Raw genomic sequence first — 16,996 nt, 5'->3', positions numbered from 1 at the left:
ATGGCACGCGCAAGCAATGGAATTTAAAAAAGATGACCCCGGCACAATACCGGAGTCATCTGATCGCAGCGTAAGCTGCAGGGGGCTTTTATTAAACTGTCTAGAAAATGGGGCTCAGTTCATTGTTGTGCAACAACTAAGGGAGCTTTTTAGCGATGAGATACCAGTATTGAAGCAAGCCGAATCCTTTCGGCGGGTTGGATCGGCATAGTAAAAGAATTGTTCAACTCATCAATGCTGGGTGCTTTCAGTTTCTTCAGAAACTGTATAAGCGGAATTTTCCTTTTCCAATTTATATTGTTTATAGCCGCTGATAAATTCCGTGTATAGCTGCAGATAAGATTTCGCAAGGTGATCCATTTTTTGTTCTTCTTTGATAAGAGCATTCATGTCAACATCCTCCTTAGTATCGTTCCGCTTGATAGTCAACCAAACACAGGCAAACCGACTAATAACTTACCTCGACTGTTCCCACAACTTACGAACTGCGCATCTTATGGCTTAATGCAATCTTCCAGCATACGAAGAGACTCAGAAAGCCTCCGTGCAAATCCTTCTGGAGCTTCTACTGACTTCATTCGCAGGCAATACAAGCCCCGTTCCATGGACACCTGCTGTGAATAGCTTGATGGAAATAAAACCGGGTGCCGCAACAATGCCGAGGTAAAAATCGGCAGTTCTTCCGGCAGAAGAAAAATTTCCGCTTGGTTCACTGCTTCCCCATCTTGTTTGAACGGCCCGAAGGATACTAAAAGATCCAGCACTGTGTCCAAGTGAATGCTGGGGCTTTTCACCGATGGCATTTGACGCTTTTTCTGAAAACGCCATGTTCCTGAATGGAATTCAAGTTCTGCGTCCATCAGCTTGCAGATGCTTTCTTCCATTGATTCCCGTGCTTCCGTACCAACCACTGCGATCATTCCTTCCGTTTTTTATTGAAGCAATGCGCTCGGCTTGATAGAGATTGAAGCTGAGCAGTTAAAAACTATTATTCAGAAAAATCAATAAACAAATTCAACAAGACGCATCCCGAAAGCGGGACTCTTTGCTTAAAATCATTTATTTTTACCATTTAATATGGTTTTTCCTGTACCATTAGACTATTCCATCGTCTAAAAAATGTAAAGTGATATAGAATATTCTTTTAATTCAGATATCTTGGTTGCTTTTCTTCTATACTTTTACTTCAAGGTATTCCTTTATATTTTTAAGAAACTAAGTCATTTTTTGAGGAATGTGTATAAGGAGTCTAGTAAATTCTTATCATTCATCTTAATTAAAAGCATTGTGCAATAACATTTTTCATGAAGTTTTTTTGTGGGCGAATAGCAGCTGCCGCTTCACGATGAGCTTCTTCCTTCTGTAGAAAATCTTCATTTGCAAATGACTGACCTCAGTTCTCACTGCACTGGAGCATTTTACATGAAAGGGATCCGGAGAAATGAATGCTGGTTCCGTTACAATTTTGTCCAGAAGAACTATTACGGCTATAATGGAGTTGTACGAATTATTAATTGAGGTGATATTTTGAGAAGCGGAAATCCCAGCTTGAAACCAGAAGCATTTGAAAAATCCACTGATGCCGGCACAGGCCGGAAGATGACCATTCAAGGAACGGTCAATAAAACCTTCATACTATTGCTGTTGGTTTTGGCGACTTTCGTCTATTCCTGGAATCAATTCCTTAGCAACCCGGACAGTGCCATGCCGCTGATTCTCGTGGGTGCAATCGGCGGCCTTCTTGTCGCATTGGTGACAATCTTCATCCCGAAAGTTTCACCCTTCACTGCGCCCCTTTATGCACTGCTTGAAGGATTGTTCGTAGGGGCGGTATCCGCCCAGTACGAAGTGCAATACGGCGGCATCGTCTTTCAGGCCGTTTTGTTGACGATAGGCGTGCTGTTGAGCCTTTTGCTCGCTTATAAATCCGGCTTTATCAAAGTGACACAGAACTTTAGGCTGGGTGTTGTAGCCGCGACTGGCGCCATTTTCATCGTCTACCTGATTTCTTTTATCGGCAGCTTTTTCGGTTTTCAAATTCCGCATCTGCACGAAGCGACACCGCTCGGCATTGCCATCAGCGTTGTCATTGTCATTATTGCGGCTCTGAACCTGGTGCTGGATTTTGATTTTATCGAAAACGCATCGGAAAAAGGCGTACCGAAATACTACGAATGGTACGGCGCTTTCGGGCTTTTGGTGACATTGATCTGGCTATACCTGGAAATTCTGCGCCTGCTTTCTAAACTGCGGAGCCGATGATTAAAACGTCCTTCGGGGCGTTTTTTTGTTGCCTGATTTCACGTACCAATACAATTATCCGCAAAAACAGGCAGCAGCAGAAAGTGAATAACCTTTCCTGCTGCTGCCTGTTCGCTCATATAAGATCCGTTTTCTATCCCAACGGATCTTCTCCATACAGTTCCCATAACCGCGGAAACATTTTTTGAAGACCCTTTTCATCTCCTTCGTCCCATTCCAGCTCCAAATCCGGCTGTTCCTGTTCATCACCCGAGAGCTGGCTGTACATTTCCAAGTAATTTTCCATGTCTTGGCCTGTCTTTTCTTCAAATGCCTCGCAGGCAGCATAAAGAAAAGCTTCGAATTCAGGAACGTCACCGTCCAATTTTTCCAGATTGGGAATGATACTTTCAGGATTCCGGATGGCTTCCTCATATGCCCCTTTTCCAAGGAAAAGAAGCCATGCCCGGAAATAATCGAAGGAGTCGTCGGAGCAGCCGCCCATGATGATCCAAGCCGCAGCCCATAAATCCGATGTATATGATTTTATGTAATTCCGGTTAAAATGAGTGTCGAACTTGGTAATGTCGATCACCGATTTTTTCGCAAGCTTTCTAACGAGCCACTCGAGCTGTTCTTCCACGTCGCCGCCTTTTTGATGGGCCGTCTCCACAAGATCCCAGAATTGGTTTTCCGTCATGACGCCCACTTGACCCTCTTGTTCCCCGCTTTCCCGGTAGCCTTTTTTCAGTTTTGATCCGATCAGCCTGTTGGCTTCTTTCCAACAAAGTTCTCTTGAAGCGAACTCTTTGGTATTAATCGAACCTTGTGTCCCGATTTTCCCATATGAAACGATGAACATATTGCCTTGTACTTTGATTTTCCAAAATTTATTGGAAGTGGCAGTTATGCAAACGAGTGATTTTTCCAACTTTATTCCCCGATTCTTCTTTTTCTTGATTTTCATTTTAAACCTTGCTTTGAAAAGGTCCAGTAACTTTAAAACCCTCTTTGGACAAACCACACCATCACGTAGGTTGAAATGGTGATGAATGATGCGCGCAGGACCGTTTGCCAGGTTTAAATTCAAGTTCTTAGAGCCTAAGAACGACTAAAAAATGCTAAGCACACGTATAAGAATAAGTGGCGCTACACTATTTTGTCCATCAAAAAAGCACATAAATCCTCTTAGGATCTACATGCTTGTAAAGAACCACATCCACTTCACCATACGCATTCAGTACTTCAAAGCGACATTTTTAAGAATCGTATAATTGCGCAATGCCTCCAACCCTTTTTCCCGCCCGAATCCGCTTTTCTTATAGCCTCCGAATGGCATTTGCACGCCGCCGCCTGCACCGTAATTGTTAATAAACACTTGCCCAGCTCGTATTCTGTTCGCCACTCTATGGGCTCTTGCAGCATCTTTTGTCCAAATGCCTGTTACCAGGCCATAATCGGTTCCATTTGCCAACTCGATGGCTTGTTCTTCGGTTTCAAACGAAAACGCAGCGACGACCGGTGCGAATATTTCTTCCTGGGCTACATAACTTTTTGGATCCAAATTATCAATGACTGTCGGCTGGAAGAAAAAGCCGTTTTCCAAACCTGCCCTTTGTTCACGCTTGCCGCCCGTTAAGAAATTCGCCCCTTCGTTTTGGGCCACTTCCATAAACTCCATAATACGTAAAAATTGTTTTTCGTTTAAAATCGGGCCAAGATCTGGATCATCGACGCCCTTTCCGATTGAGATTGCTTTCATTTTTTCGACCACTTTACGAAGGAATTCCTCTTTGATGGAATGTTGTACCAAAAGCCGGGATCCGGCAGAACAGGTTTGCCCTGCATTTTGGATGATGGAGCGGACCACCCAATCCACTGCTTCTGTTTGGTCGCAATCTTCAAAGATAATGTTCGGTGACTTGCCGCCCAGTTCCAGTGTCACGGGCTTCACGTTTTTAGCAGCTCCCATCATGACAGCAGAACCGGTCTGGACTGAGCCGGTAAACGTAATATGGTCGACATCGCGGTGGTTTGACAATGCCGCTCCGGCTTCGCTGCCATACCCGGTTACCAAATTGAACACGCCTTTTGGCAAAGCGGACTTGTCAATCAGTTCTGCCAGTTTTATTGCAGTAAGGGGCGTGTCTTCTGCTGGTTTCGCCACTACGGTATTGCCAGTGGCAAGAGCCGCCGCCGTCGATCGGGCAAGGATTTGAAGCGGGTAATTCCAAGGGACGATATGCGCGGTCACGCCAATCGGTTCGCGAAGCGTATAATCGAGAATACCCGGCTGAACCGGTATCGTCTCCCCGAAAATCTTGTCTGCCATGCCTGCGTAGTATTCAAAATACAAGGCAGCCGCTTCTACGTCTTTTCGCCCTTGGGACAGCGGTTTTCCTGTATCCAACGTTTCCAGCATGGCAATTTCTTCTGCATCGTTCCGCAGTTCTTCGGCGATTTTATACAGAATGCGCCCTCTGTCGATTGGCGGAAATGTCTGCCATCCTTCCGATTCAAAGGCATTGCGGGCCGCTTTTACTGCGGCGTCGATATCTTCCGCCTTGCCTCTCTGGACTTTTGCCAAAGTTTCCCCGTTTGCAGGATTTTTCGTCTCGAATACTTCTCGTCCAACGCTTTCAACCCATTCGCCATTTATATAGTTCAACCGATTTTCAGTTTCCATTCTGCCACTTCCTTATTCTCAGATTCCGCGTCCGCCGTCGACATTGACAACACTGCCGGTCATCATTTGGGCTAAGTCCGAGCTTAAATAGACCGCACAATTGGCAATGTCTTCAGGAGTGATCAAGCGTCCTAAAGGTACGCTGCTCCGGAAGGTATTTTCTTTTGCTTCACTTTGATCGCCTCCCGCCGGAACAAATTCCGCCAGCATTTTGGTATCAGCGGGCCCTGGATTGATCGCGTTCACCCTGATATTATAAGGTGCCAATTCAATTGCCAATGCTTTTGTCAGTGAAATCGCCGCTCCTTTTGAAGCGACATAAGCATTCAGGCCAGGTCGCGGCCTGTCAACTGAAACGGAAGCGACGTTGATGATCGAGCCCCTGTTCTTTTGCTTCATAAATGGAACGACTGCTTTTGAAGTCAGAAAAACAGCGGTTGAATTGATGGCCATAATCCGTTCCCATTCTGCCAAAGAAACATCTTCAATGTTTTTAGCTGCTTGAGCCACTCCAGCGACATTCAACAATATATCCACTTGTTTATATGTATCCACTGTTTTTTGGACAAGCCCGTTCACACTGTCTTCATCAGTCAAATTCGCTGTAGTAACTAATAATTGATCCGGATATTTTTCCGCTAGCTCACCGATTGCATCCACATTGATGTCCACAGCGGAGACTTTTGCGCCCATTTCAAGAAACTTTTGGATGACCACTTGCCCCATCCCGCCGCCTGCACCGGTGATAATCGCTACTTTATTTGATAAATCCATATCGTTCCTCCTCTTTTAATGGGTAATCAGCTGTTTCTTCACTTCTTCAACGATTCGGTCTCCGACTTCCGAAGTGGTCGAGTTCCCTCCAAGGTCCGGAGTTAACACTTCACCTTCTTGCAGCACATTTTCTATAGAAGACACTATTGCAGCTGCCAGGTCGGGGCGCCCTAAATGCTCCAGCATCAAAGCAGCTGACCAGATTTGCGCAATCGGGTTGGCGATTCCTTTTCCAGCGATATCCGGTGCTGAACCATGAATGGCTTCAAACATCGAAGGGAAGTTCCGTTCGGGGTTGATATTGCCTGAAGGAGAAACGCCAAGCCCCCCCACTAATGCCGCTCCCAAATCCGTCAAGATATCCCCGAACAAATTCGAAGCGACCACTACTTCAAAAGATTCCGGCCGCATAACGAAATACGCCGCCAACGCATCGATAAAGTAACTTTCAAGCGCAATCTCCTCATAATCAACGGCTACTTTTTCAATGGCTTCATCCCACAATTTCATTGAATGAATGATGGCATTTGATTTCGTCGCGCTTGTCACTTTTGTTTTGTTGTTCTTTTTGGCGTATTCAAAGGCATACTTCGCAATCCTTTCAACGCCTTGCCTCGTGATAACCGTATTTTGAATCGCCATTTCCTGCGGCTGCTCCTGGTACAGCCGCCCGCCGATATTGGAATATTCGCCTTCCGCATTTTCCCGAAACACCATAAAATCAATCGGACTGCCATTTTTCAAAGGCGAATCGATGCCGGCCAATTTTTTGATGGGGCGCATATTGATGTATTGCTGGAATTGTTTTCGTATCGGCATAATCAATTGCCAGATCGAAATTTCATCCGGTACCCGGGCATCACCCACTGCGCCAAATAAAATCGCATCGAATTCTCGTAATTGATCCAAACCGTTATCAGGCATCATTTGACCGTGTTGCAAATAATATTCGCTCCTCCAATCGAAAAGCTTGAAGTTCACCTCAAAGGCATCATCCAGTTCCTGCAAAGCTTCCAAAACTTTCATCGCTTCATTTGTTACATCCGGGCCAATCCCGTCTCCCGGAATGACCGCTATTTGATATGTATCCATGCATCCGCCCCCAGATTAGTTAAGTTGAAATATTAGATTTAAATTATGATACTAAGCGCCGGTGCGTCTAAGGGTTAGGCGAAGTAAGAAGACAGGCGTTCTTTGCCTGGCTTCTTGCGGGAGCCATACCCAGAGCGGCCGACGCGGTTTTAACAAGTGATTCTTTTGTTCATCTTGCATAGTTATTCCAAGAAACCAGTCAAGAACAAGCTGATGCTCGGTATGAATGAAACAAGAAGCACATCAATCAGCATGACCAAAATGAAAGGAATAATGGCTTTCAATAAGCTTTCAAATTTGGTACCTGCTATATTCGCCGCCACAAACAAGTTGACCCCTACAGGAGGCGTAATAAAACCGATCCCCAAATTAACAATCATTATGATGCCGAAATGAACCAAATCGATTTCTAGAGCGCTGACAATCGGCACAAGAATCGGCGTCAGGATAATGATGGCCGCGGAAGTTTCCAGGAACATCCCGCAAATCAGCAAAATGGCATTAATAATCAATAAAGCGATGATCCAGTTTTCCGTAATTCCCAGTGTCAACTCTGTCAATTCTGCAGGAATCCGCTGCCGTGTTAAGTAATAGCCGAAAACGGAAGCCCCTGCGATGATGAACATAATGACCGCTGTGACCACTACTGAAGATGAAAAAATAGTGACCAAATCTTTTATTTTGATTTCCCGGTAGATAAAAAGACCCACGATCAAGCCGTAAACCACTGCCACAACCGCCGCTTCAGTCGGTGTGAAAATGCCGCCATATATGCCGCCCAGAATGATCACCGGCATCATCAATGCTAAAAACGCATCTGCAAATGCCTTTACAAAATCGACAAAGCCGAATTTTTCGCCGCCTCCATATCCTTTGATTAGCGATATAATATAAACCAAAATAATTAATGAAACCATTACAAGCAGCCCAGGAATGACTCCCGCTATAAACAATTCACTGACCGAAACGCCTGCTGCCACTCCATATAACACTAACGGTACGCTGGGCGGTATCATAATGCCGATGGTTCCTCCTGCTGCTTGGACAGCAGTTGAAAAACTTTTATCATAGCCTTTATTGACCATGGCGGGAATCAACAAAGCACCGACTGCCGCTGTAGTGGCCGCGGCAGACCCGGAAATCGCTGCAAAAAACGCACAAGCTACAATGGATACAATGGCGAGGCCGCCTTTGACACGCCCAAAAATAACATTCGCCAGATGAATCAAACGTTGGGAAATCCCTCCGCTTTCCATCAGTTTGCCGGCTAAGATGAAGAACGGAATGGCCATAAGCGGAAAAGAGTCAACGGAATTGAACATCCGCTGCATAATGACAATAAGGGATACATTGCCATCGATAAAAAAGACAAGCGCTGATGCCAATCCTAAAGCAACAGCTATCGGCACGTTAATCAAAAATAAAATGATTAGCAGCACAAATAATATGATGGCCATTTTTAAACACCCCCGCTTTTAAAGTCTTTACGGAACTGGGATGCCATATTCACAATCAAAATGAGGCCGCTTAACGGAATGACAGCGTAAATTATTCCCATCGGTATTCTTAATACCGGCGACAATTGAGACATGGATTGCATCGCTAAATCGGTTCCTTGAATCACCATCATTAGGAAAAAAGCAAGAGTGGCTATTGTCGAGAGGATATAAAGCGCCTTCCGTATTGGAATGCCGAATAGATTAACAAAGAGTTCCATTCCAATATGTGCTTTCAAAGACATTGCATAAGCGGCTCCTAAAAAAGTGATCCAAATCAAGCTGTACCGAGCTAGTTCTTCGGTCCAGGCAAGCGGGGATCCTAAAACAAACCGGAAAATGACTTGCAGGAAAACGACAGTCACCAACACGGCTAAAATAATATTTAGAAAGTGCTTGATTCCAATATTCATATAGTCAATAACTTTGCCCATGATTTTCCTCCGATATAAAAAAGAGAGAGCTGTCTCTCTCTTTAATTTTTTAGCCTTATCCAGTGTGTTTATTGCGCATCTAGAATCTGATTTAGCAAATCCTGATGTTCAATTTGCTCATATACCGGCTTAACTGCTTCCTGAAAAGGTGCCAGATCAACTTCTTCGATAATTTCTACGCCGTTATCTTTCAATGTTTGTAAAGACTCTTTTTCCATTTCAACGATCAAATCACGTTCAGCTGCACCTGCTTTTTGCCCTTCTTCTACTACGATGTCACGCAAATCCTCAGGCAATTCATCGTATGTTTGCTTGCTCATCATGTACACAGCTACAGAATACACATGGCCTGTCAATGTCATGTATTTTTGGTTGGCTTCATATAAACTAAACTGATCGGCAACAATTGCCGGGTTTTCTTGGGCATCAACGACTCCTTGCTGAAGAGCTGTAATGGCTTCTGTCCATGCCATTGGCGTCGGCTGTGCACCTAATGCTTCGAAAGCCGCAAGATGGATTTCATTTTCCTGCGTTCTGATTTTAAGGCCTTTCAGATCTGCTGGGGTATTGATTGGGCGTATCGCGTTTGTAATATGCCGATATCCGTTTTCTCCCCAAGACAAACCGATAATTCCGTTTTCTTCCATCTTCGCAAACAATTCATCTCCAATATCACCTTCTAAAATTTCCACTGCGGATTCACGGTCTTTAAATAGGAACGGAACATCGAGTACACCTAACTCAGGCACAAAGTTGGTAACGGGAGCCGTTGAAGAAACAACTAAATCCACAGTACCCAATCCCATGCCTTCTGTTAATTCACGCTCTGCCCCGATTTCGCTATTGGCGAATACTTCAATTTTCACTCGCCCATCCGTACGTTCCTCTACATTTTCTGCCATTTCCAAGAAACCTAGGTGGTAAGGATGGTCATCCGGCAGCGAATGTCCTGCCTGCAACGTGTAAACTTCATCCGAATCGCCAGTTGACCCGCCTTCAGAGCCGCCGCATGCCGTTAGCACCATTACCGCAGATAATGTTACCGAAAATAAACCTAATTTTTTCTTCATTTTATATCCCCCTTTTTGTCAAATCCACTTATCTTTTAATGCCTGTATTGCCTCTCGTTAAATGAATTTTGAAACCAGTTTATTTACAATGAAAGATTGTTCCTGCTCAATATCTATAACCTTTCCTTCAACCTTGTACTTGTGTTCCTGTATTAACCGATAAACCATATTTATGTATATGGCGTTAAGAAATTTGCTTTAAGTACATGCAGTCCTTATCAATAGGCCATGGAATTCGGCTTTCAGAACATCACAATATTATATGACTCGAAGGGCAAACTACAGTATGATTCCACTTTTTCATTGGTATCTATCCTTTCTTCATTATAATTATAGACCAATGTTTGCATAATTCAATATATTAAAAATATTTTTACATCTAAGGTTTCCTATATTTATCCTTTTCAAAGTAGCTCCTTGGCAATCGTCTCCTTCCGGAATCCAATATGGTCAAGCTTTCTGCCATAATGGCCACGTGATAAATGCGGGTCAAAATTGACCTATCTGTTTCAAAGTTATAAGGAACTACTTTATCTCCACTGTTTTGGGCTTCTTATGTGCCGCACCCGGACAAAGCGCTTGAAATCGCCAAGTCAGTCGAGCCTGTTTAATTCCAGGAAGAACAGAAAAAGAATCAAACTTTGAATGCGCGGTCAAACGAGTCGAAAGGCCATGGACAAAAATCCACTTGGCTTCAAGCGGAGATATTTCTATTTTTAACTCATGACTTAATAAAGAAACCCATGAATTCTCACGAGTAATTGCAAAAATTCTGGGTTTCTTATTATTTCATGATTTGCTTTCAGTCACTGATGATGGAAATCTTGTGGTTGCTTCCTGCAAGCTTTCCCTTATTCATATAAACTCGGCAGCCAAGTGGACAATGCCGGTACGAATGTAATGATAAGCAAGCAGACGATCATAGAAATCAAGAACGGTACGACTGCAACCGCGATTCGTTCAAATCGGACGCCCCCAACGCTCGATGCGACGAACAAGTTGACGCCAAGCGGAGGTGTGACAAAACCGATCGCCAAGTTGGCGACAAGGATGACACCGAAATGGATTGGGTCGACACCCACCTCCACTACAATCGGCAGTAGGATCGGCGTCAGGATGACAAGCGCCGAAATGGTATCGATAAACATCCCAACGACCAGCAGCAACAAGTTGATGGCAAGGAGGATGATCAGCGGATTGGTCGAAAGTGCCGTCAGGTAATCGGAAATTTCACCCGGTATTTGTTCGATGGTCATAAAATACGCGAATGAAACGGACAGCCCGATGATGATCATCGTTGTGGCATTGATGACAATTGCTTGCCGGAAACTCTCATACAAGTCTTTCCAGGAAAGCTCCTTATAGACGAATTTCCCTATAATGACTGCGTAGACTACTGCCACTACTGCAGCTTCTGTTGGCGAGAAGATGCCGCCGTAGATGCCGCCGAGGATGATCACGGGAATCAGCAGCGCCCATTTTGCGTCCCAGAAAGTGCGGGCAACGTCCTTGAATTGAAAGCTGGCTACTTCCCCCGGTTCAGGCTTGTATCCACGCTTCCTGGAAATCAGGTAACCGGTAATCAGCAAGCCTACTCCGATCAGGACGCCCGGGATGATGCCTGCAAGGAACATGCTGCCGACGGAAACGCCGCCGATGACACCGTAAAGGACAAACGGAATGCTCGGCGGTATCATAACACCGATCGAACCAGCGGATGCTGCAATTGCGGAAGCGAAGCCGCCTTCGTATTTGCGGGCAATCATCGCCGGAATCATGAAGCTGCCGATTGCCGCGACCGTCGCCGGGCCGGACCCGGAGATAGCCGCAAAGAACATACACGCGACAATCGTTACCATACTTAGGCCCCCGGTCATCCAGCCGACCAATGCTGAGGCAAGTGCGAGAAGACGCTTGGAAACGCCGCCTTTGCCCATCAATATGCCGGCCAGCATAAAGAACGGAATCGCCAGCAATGGAAATGAATCGAGCGATGTAAAGGCCTTCTGCGTAATGATGCTCAAAGGCAATGTGGTCCCGAAGTATATGGCGGTCAGGGCGGACACTCCTAGTGCCACCGCAATCGGAACGCCGATCAATAAGCAGACGAATAATGTTCCGAATAAGAGGGCTATTGTCATGCTGGAAGGTCGCCTCCCTTGTGCATCTCATAATCGCCTTGCCAAATTTTGACCAGCTGCTGGATCAGCCGGATGCACATACCGATTCCGCCGATCGGAATCGCCAAAAACGGAATCCACATCGGCAATTGCATGGCCGGGGTCACTTGGCCATTGGCAAAACTGCTCAACACCAGATCCGTGCCGAAATATGCAAGGAACAATGCCATCCCGAACCAAATCAGCAACGAGACCGTTTCTAAGATTTTTCTCGGCAATCCCTTGAACCGTGTTATAAATGCTTCTACGCGGATATGTTCACGCAGTTTCACCGCATAGCTCGCCCCGATCCATACTTGAAAAATATGTATATACCGGGCCATTTCCTCTGTCCAGCTTGGCGCGTTGGAAAAAACATAGCGGCCAACCACCTGGCCGAAAATCAATGCCACCATCACCACAAGCGTAAAAACTAGAAAGGCTTCTTCTGCTTTTTCGAATTTCTTAATCATTTCTGCACTTCCTTTCAAAAAACGAAAAATCAAGGAATTTCTTCCTTGATTCTTCACCTGTCTAGTCGCCTTATTCTTCGTTGGCAGCAAGCGCCTGATCGATCAACTCTTTGCCGATCTGCCCTTCATATTTTGCATAGACAGGCTCTGCAGCTTCACGGAACGCATTGCGCTGTTCAGTAGTCAGATCGTTTACTTGCATGCCTTCTTCTTTCAACAGATCCAAAAATTCTGTATCTTGCTGTTGCGCAAGTTCACGCTGTTCGGTACGGAATTCTTCCGACGCTTCCATCAGAAGCTCCTGAAGATCTTCCGGCAAGCTATTGTAGAAATCGTCGTTTACCAGAAGGGCCGTTGCGGCATATACATGTCCGGTCAACGTCAAATAGTCCTGCACTTCATAGAATTTATTGGTGTAGTACAACGAAATCGGACAGTCCATCGCATCATACGTCCCTTGCTGGAGCGCGGTATAAAGCTCGCCGAAGGCAAAGGGCGATGCATTCGCGCCAAAAGCGTTGAATGTATCGGTATGCAGCGGACTTTCCAATGTGCGCATTTTCAGCCCCTGCATATCTTCAGGCGTTTCAATCGGCCCTTCGTTGTTCGAAACGTGGCGGAATCCGTTCTCACCGAAGACCAGGCCCTTGATGCCATTGTTTTCGAGGTCAGCCATCAATTCCTGGCCCAGTTCACCATCCAACGCGCGGTAAGCGGCTTCGTTATTATTGAACAGGAACGGCAAATCGAATACCTGGAATTTGTCGTTGAATGACGCCATGGCAGCAACAGCCGGAATCGTCATTTCCACATTCCCCAATTGGACAGCTTCAATCGCTTCCCGGTCCGATCCGTAAAGCTGGCCGTTCGGATAAAGTTCGATTTTCAGACGGCCATCCGATTCGGATTCCAGCTTTTCCTTGAAAGCTTCCGCCGCCACATGGGACGATTGTTCCTCCGGCACCAAATGCGCCAATCTGATAGTGAATGTTTCACCGTCCGCTTCCCCGTTCTCTGAAGTGTTCCCTCCACTGTCCGGTCGGCCACAAGCTGACAAAATGAATAATCCGATGAGTAAAAGTCCAAGTAATTTTTTCATAGTACCTCCTAAGAAATGTATTTCAGCAGGCGGCTTTCGATATTGTTCAAATGCACCGCCAATTGCTGTTTCGCTTTGCTTACATTTTCCTCTTCGATCGCCTTGATGATGGCCAAATGTTCTGCATGTGCCTTTTCTGCGCTGTCACCGACTACATCCGACAGCAGCAGGAATGCCCGGCTGCCGCCTGTATTGATGCCTCTGATGAGGTCCTTCAACCGCCTGTTTTCGTGGCCATAACAGAGGAGCGAGTGGAATTCCTGGTCCAGATCCATGAATTCGACAAAATCCATGGCCTTGATCGCCTGCAATTGCTGTTCTGCATTCAGTTTCATTTCCTCTATGACACGCCATTGATCTGCTTTCGATAACTCTACAAGTCCGTGAGTTTCCAATATCCTTCGAAGTTCCATGATTTCTTTGACATCTTGGCCAGTAAACGCGGCGACAACCGCCGGTTTTGGTTTTCTTAATTCGATAAGCGTATCAACAGCCAGTCTTCTTAGAGCTTCCCTTAAGGGCGTTCTGCTGATCCCCAGTTCCATCGCCAGCTTCTCTTCCGGCAATTCTTCGCCCGGCTTCAATTCCCCGGTGACAATCAGTTTTTTAATGTACTCATATGCTTGTTCAGCCAATGTCGCTTTTTTCGCCAGCTTCTCCATAGTACCTCCTTTCTACATAATTATAATTTACAGTGTATCCTGTATACAGTAAGTGTAAATGAATTATGCAAGAATGTAAATTCAGTTTTCGGAATTCATTGAAAATATGGTCAATAAAAAAAAGCGTCCACAGCTGTGGACGCCCTTGATGCTATTTTCACTCCGGGAAGAAGTTGAATGTGTATGTTACCGGTGTAACCTCGTTGTTGTACGGGAAGTGGAACGTCAAATCAACTGATTCTTCGCTGAACAACGAAAGAAGGATCGCTTCTTTTGCTGCCTGGACGTCTTCAGTCGGTTTGCCAGCCTCATCCGCAATGACAAAGACTTCGCCATTCACTTCAATTGTGTCGATGTTCTGGTCAACCAAAGTTTCGAAGAAGCCTGTTCCGTTTTCCGGGATAGGAAGATCACCAGAACCTGTGATATTGAATGTATAAAGTTCGTTTTCATCAACTACCACTTCATAGCCGAATTCTGCACCAAGAGCTGCAAAGCCGTTCATCGCTTCAATGAAAGCGTCGCTTGCCGCTTCAACTTGAAGCATTTCTGCTCTGAAAACAAAAATTGCAAAATCGCCGCGCTTGATGGAGTTGTTTGTTCCGAAAGTTGTTGCGGATACGCCTTCAGTTACGCCGTTTGCCAATAATCCGGCAACTGCCTCAGCGTAGCGGCTGTTTACGTCCGTGAACGTCATGGATGATACGTCGCCTTTCAGGTTGTAAGCATCTGCATCACTCATCATCAAAGCGACTTCGCCGCGTGTGATGGTGTCATTAAAGCCGAAACGCGTGGCTGTTTTCCCGTTGATGATTCCAGCCGCTTTCAATGAATTGATCGCGAGTGCTCCGCGTGTCGGAACATCTGTGAAACCGGCAGAAGGTGCATCAGGATCCATGACATTCAATGCTTGCGCCAAAATGATAGCTGCATCTCCGCGCTTGATCGATTCGTTGATTCCGTAAGTTGTTGCAGTCAAACCTTTGGACAAATTCTGGTTTACCAAATAGTCGATCGCCAAATCGTAACGGTCAGGCACGTCTGTAAACGCCGCCGTTGTTACTTCATTAGCTGACACCATTGGCACGGTAGCTGTCGCAACCATAGCGACAGCAGCACCCGCTGCGATAAATTGCTTGTAATTTCTTGATTTGAATGGCATTCAGTAAATCCTCCTCCTTGAAATAGTAATTCCTATATTTACTAATTTAGTGATACTAATAGTAATATATGTAAATATAGGTTTACACTTAATATTACCCAATCCAATAGAACCATTAACAGAATAGATATGCCTATATTTGAAAGTTCATACGAAATGTCTATACGAAACATATTCCCTCCAACAAGAAGGACCACCGCTATTGCAGTTTCTATAACAAAATCCAACTCTCCCACAGGGCGGCGAGCGCGAAGAAACACTTTCATTCTCCTAAAAAGTAAAACTTGCTATAAGAAATTTGAATTGACGTTGCAAATCATCTTCAAATTTTAATAAAAAAGATGGAAATGAAATAGTTTTTAAAGCCCTTACCCTTTCAATACAGCCTGAAGGCGTCTGAAAAGCAGGAAAAGCAATGCTTCACTACATGGGCATTATTTTCAAGAAAGAGACTTTAAATAAAATCAATTGTTTCTTAGCTATTCAGTTTCCAATGATGCCTTTTAAAAGTAATTATTGTTTTGAGAAGGACTATGAGGATATTTAGAGAATTTATTTAATCAGCTTTATTTTTAACATGGTTTCTGTTTAGGGTTTGAAATCTGTTATGCGCAAAAATTTCTCGCTTGGGGATGCCCAGGCCAACATGGAGGTTTTCTTATGCAATATCTTTGTATGGGCTTTTTCAATCAGGATAAAATGGATGCTCTTCCTCAAGACGAAATAGATGCTATCATGCAGGAATGCCAGCCTCCCCTCGAAAAACTCCGTAATAGCGGCTCATTGCTGGTGGATGCAGGTGTTGAGAAAGAAGTGAAGATCTTGCAGCGGGTTGACGGGAAAATCCAGATTTTTGAAAATCTCTTCGCGGAACACAAAAGGGTATTGGGCAGTGTTTTTATTATTGAAGCGAGCAATTTCGAAGAAGCGATTCACATAGCCTCTATGCACCCGACAGTCCAAGTAGCCATAGGGGAACAGCTCGGTTGGGAAATAGAAATCCGGCCGATTCACTCCTTTGAAATGAAAGAATCAAAGAAACCAGCAGGCTGACCATTGCCAGCTGGTTTTTAATATGGAATTTGATGCACAAATGTCATGAAACAGTCTCTGTTTTTTAAATAAGGACCTCGCCTTGATTGCAAGTATATAATGGGACATATGTCCTTTCCCGCTCCGCACAATCCATATAAAGTAAACGGAAGAAAGGTGCGTGGCATTGATGAAAGGAATCTTATTTGCACTTGCAGGCGGCTTCTTTTTGACTTTCCAAAGCGTGGCTAATGCCACGATCAGCGGGCAGATCGGAACTTGGCAAGCTGCAGCGATGACGCAGATGACCGGCTTTGTGCTGGCGGTTCTGATTGTCCTTCTTCTTCGGGATAAATCATACAAGCAGATCAGAGGCGTCTCGCCGCTATATGCTTCCGGCGGCCTTCTAGCCGCCTTGGTATTGTTCAGCAATATGACTGCCGTACATCGGATGGGGGTTACCCTGACCATCGGCGTTTTTTTGATTGCCCAATTGGTTGCCGCAGTGCTTATCGACCAAGAAGGATGGTTTGAGATGAGCAAAAAGAAAATCGGCCGGACACAGGCCGCAGGCGTATTATTGATGATTGCCGGAGTTGTTGTGTTGAAGTGGTAA

The 16,996-nt window shown here is 45.1% G+C and carries 18 protein-coding genes; 4 read left to right on the top strand and 14 right to left on the bottom strand.

The window, feature by feature from the left end:
* On the top strand, window positions 1-211 hold a 211-nt coding region (locus ACFSDB_RS07615; protein ID WP_377339583.1), incomplete at its 5' end, for a hypothetical protein.
* Between the two features lie 20 nt (window positions 212-231).
* Here ACFSDB_RS07615 and ACFSDB_RS07610 read toward each other — a convergent pair.
* Together ACFSDB_RS07610 and ACFSDB_RS07605 are read right to left on the bottom strand one after the other, a co-directional pair.
* Window positions 232-390 carry a hypothetical protein gene (locus tag ACFSDB_RS07610; RefSeq protein WP_204892153.1) on the bottom strand — a complete coding sequence of 53 codons (159 nt, stop codon included), beginning with the start codon at window positions 388-390 and terminating at the stop codon, window positions 232-234.
* Window positions 391-494: 104 nt separating this feature from the next.
* A complete protein-coding gene (locus ACFSDB_RS07605; protein WP_377339580.1) occupies window positions 495-911 on the bottom strand; it encodes a hypothetical protein in 417 nt (138 codons plus the stop codon).
* A gap of 616 nt (window positions 912-1,527) precedes the next feature.
* Between ACFSDB_RS07605 and ACFSDB_RS07600 the strand changes: the two genes are divergently transcribed.
* Window positions 1,528-2,262 carry a Bax inhibitor-1/YccA family protein gene (locus tag ACFSDB_RS07600; protein ID WP_204892154.1) on the top strand — a complete coding sequence of 245 codons (735 nt, stop codon included), beginning with the start codon at window positions 1,528-1,530 and terminating at the stop codon, window positions 2,260-2,262.
* A 133-nt stretch (window positions 2,263-2,395) separates the two neighbouring features.
* Here the strand turns inward: ACFSDB_RS07600 and ACFSDB_RS07595 are convergent, their stop codons facing one another.
* The 12 genes from ACFSDB_RS07595 to ACFSDB_RS07540 form a co-directional block, all read right to left on the bottom strand.
* Window positions 2,396-3,172, bottom strand: coding sequence for a DUF4240 domain-containing protein (locus tag ACFSDB_RS07595; protein ID WP_377339632.1), 777 nt, complete (start codon window positions 3,170-3,172; stop codon window positions 2,396-2,398).
* 306 nt (window positions 3,173-3,478) lie between these two features.
* The gene (locus ACFSDB_RS07590; protein ID WP_204892156.1) at window positions 3,479-4,927 is read right to left on the bottom strand and encodes an aldehyde dehydrogenase family protein; all 1,449 of its coding nucleotides are present in this window, start codon (window positions 4,925-4,927) and stop codon (window positions 3,479-3,481) included.
* Window positions 4,928-4,945: 18 nt separating this feature from the next.
* Window positions 4,946-5,701, bottom strand: coding sequence for a glucose 1-dehydrogenase (locus tag ACFSDB_RS07585; protein WP_204892157.1), 756 nt, complete (start codon window positions 5,699-5,701; stop codon window positions 4,946-4,948).
* A 15-nt stretch (window positions 5,702-5,716) separates the two neighbouring features.
* Window positions 5,717-6,793: a tartrate dehydrogenase gene (locus ACFSDB_RS07580; RefSeq protein ID WP_204892158.1), complete on the bottom strand. Its 1,077-nt coding sequence runs from the start codon at window positions 6,791-6,793 to the stop codon at window positions 5,717-5,719.
* A gap of 182 nt (window positions 6,794-6,975) precedes the next feature.
* Window positions 6,976-8,250 carry a TRAP transporter large permease gene (locus ACFSDB_RS07575; protein WP_204892159.1) on the bottom strand — a complete coding sequence of 425 codons (1,275 nt, stop codon included), beginning with the start codon at window positions 8,248-8,250 and terminating at the stop codon, window positions 6,976-6,978.
* A gap of 2 nt (window positions 8,251-8,252) precedes the next feature.
* Window positions 8,253-8,723: a TRAP transporter small permease gene (locus ACFSDB_RS07570; protein ID WP_204892160.1), complete on the bottom strand. Its 471-nt coding sequence runs from the start codon at window positions 8,721-8,723 to the stop codon at window positions 8,253-8,255.
* A gap of 68 nt (window positions 8,724-8,791) precedes the next feature.
* Window positions 8,792-9,793, bottom strand: a complete 1,002-nt coding sequence (locus ACFSDB_RS07565) for a TRAP transporter substrate-binding protein (protein WP_204892161.1) — start codon at window positions 9,791-9,793, stop codon at window positions 8,792-8,794.
* A gap of 851 nt (window positions 9,794-10,644) precedes the next feature.
* Window positions 10,645-11,934 carry a TRAP transporter large permease gene (locus tag ACFSDB_RS07560; protein ID WP_204892162.1) on the bottom strand — a complete coding sequence of 430 codons (1,290 nt, stop codon included), beginning with the start codon at window positions 11,932-11,934 and terminating at the stop codon, window positions 10,645-10,647.
* Window positions 11,931-12,425, bottom strand: coding sequence for a TRAP transporter small permease (locus ACFSDB_RS07555; RefSeq protein ID WP_204892163.1), 495 nt, complete (start codon window positions 12,423-12,425; stop codon window positions 11,931-11,933). Before ACFSDB_RS07555 ends, ACFSDB_RS07560 begins: the two co-directional genes overlap by 4 nt.
* 70 nt (window positions 12,426-12,495) lie before the next feature.
* Window positions 12,496-13,524, bottom strand: coding sequence for a TRAP transporter substrate-binding protein (locus tag ACFSDB_RS07550; RefSeq protein ID WP_204892164.1), 1,029 nt, complete (start codon window positions 13,522-13,524; stop codon window positions 12,496-12,498).
* 8 nt (window positions 13,525-13,532) lie between these two features.
* A complete protein-coding gene (locus ACFSDB_RS07545; RefSeq protein WP_204892165.1) occupies window positions 13,533-14,186 on the bottom strand; it encodes a GntR family transcriptional regulator in 654 nt (217 codons plus the stop codon).
* A gap of 157 nt (window positions 14,187-14,343) precedes the next feature.
* A complete protein-coding gene (locus ACFSDB_RS07540) occupies window positions 14,344-15,348 on the bottom strand; it encodes an S-layer homology domain-containing protein (protein ID WP_204892166.1) in 1,005 nt (334 codons plus the stop codon).
* Window positions 15,349-16,008: 660 nt separating this feature from the next.
* Here ACFSDB_RS07540 and ACFSDB_RS07535 point away from each other — a divergent pair.
* A complete protein-coding gene (locus tag ACFSDB_RS07535; protein WP_204892167.1) occupies window positions 16,009-16,401 on the top strand; it encodes a YciI family protein in 393 nt (130 codons plus the stop codon).
* A 169-nt stretch (window positions 16,402-16,570) separates the two neighbouring features.
* On the top strand, window positions 16,571-16,996 hold the full coding sequence (locus ACFSDB_RS07530; RefSeq protein ID WP_204892168.1) for a DMT family transporter: 426 nt from the start codon (window positions 16,571-16,573) through the stop codon (window positions 16,994-16,996).

Source organism: Planococcus chinensis (genome assembly GCF_042681545.1).
In the GTDB taxonomy this organism is placed as follows: Bacteria; Bacillota; Bacilli; order Bacillales_A; family Planococcaceae; genus Planococcus; species Planococcus chinensis.
This window is presented reverse-complemented; position numbering and strand designations above follow the sequence as displayed.

Bases quoted from the DNA above. Each gene is read 5' to 3' on its own strand.
- ACFSDB_RS07530 (WP_204892168.1), top strand. From the start codon at position 16,571: ATGAAAGGAATCTTATTTGCACTTGCAGGCGGCTTCTTTTTGACTTTC.
- ACFSDB_RS07550 (WP_204892164.1), bottom strand. From the start codon at position 13,524: ATGAAAAAATTACTTGGACTTTTACTCATCGGATTATTCATTTTGTCA.
- ACFSDB_RS07610 (WP_204892153.1), bottom strand. From the start codon at position 390: ATGAATGCTCTTATCAAAGAAGAACAAAAAATGGATCACCTTGCGAAA.
- ACFSDB_RS07590 (WP_204892156.1), bottom strand. From the start codon at position 4,927: ATGGAAACTGAAAATCGGTTGAACTATATAAATGGCGAATGGGTTGAA.
- ACFSDB_RS07560 (WP_204892162.1), bottom strand. From the start codon at position 11,934: ATGACAATAGCCCTCTTATTCGGAACATTATTCGTCTGCTTATTGATC.
- ACFSDB_RS07585 (WP_204892157.1), bottom strand. From the start codon at position 5,701: ATGGATTTATCAAATAAAGTAGCGATTATCACCGGTGCAGGCGGCGGG.
- ACFSDB_RS07580 (WP_204892158.1), bottom strand. From the start codon at position 6,793: ATGGATACATATCAAATAGCGGTCATTCCGGGAGACGGGATTGGCCCG.
- ACFSDB_RS07545 (WP_204892165.1), bottom strand. From the start codon at position 14,186: ATGGAGAAGCTGGCGAAAAAAGCGACATTGGCTGAACAAGCATATGAG.
- ACFSDB_RS07535 (WP_204892167.1), top strand. From the start codon at position 16,009: ATGCAATATCTTTGTATGGGCTTTTTCAATCAGGATAAAATGGATGCT.
- ACFSDB_RS07555 (WP_204892163.1), bottom strand. From the start codon at position 12,425: ATGATTAAGAAATTCGAAAAAGCAGAAGAAGCCTTTCTAGTTTTTACG.
- ACFSDB_RS07570 (WP_204892160.1), bottom strand. From the start codon at position 8,723: ATGGGCAAAGTTATTGACTATATGAATATTGGAATCAAGCACTTTCTA.
- ACFSDB_RS07575 (WP_204892159.1), bottom strand. From the start codon at position 8,250: ATGGCCATCATATTATTTGTGCTGCTAATCATTTTATTTTTGATTAAC.
- ACFSDB_RS07565 (WP_204892161.1), bottom strand. From the start codon at position 9,793: ATGAAGAAAAAATTAGGTTTATTTTCGGTAACATTATCTGCGGTAATG.
- ACFSDB_RS07540 (WP_204892166.1), bottom strand. From the start codon at position 15,348: ATGCCATTCAAATCAAGAAATTACAAGCAATTTATCGCAGCGGGTGCT.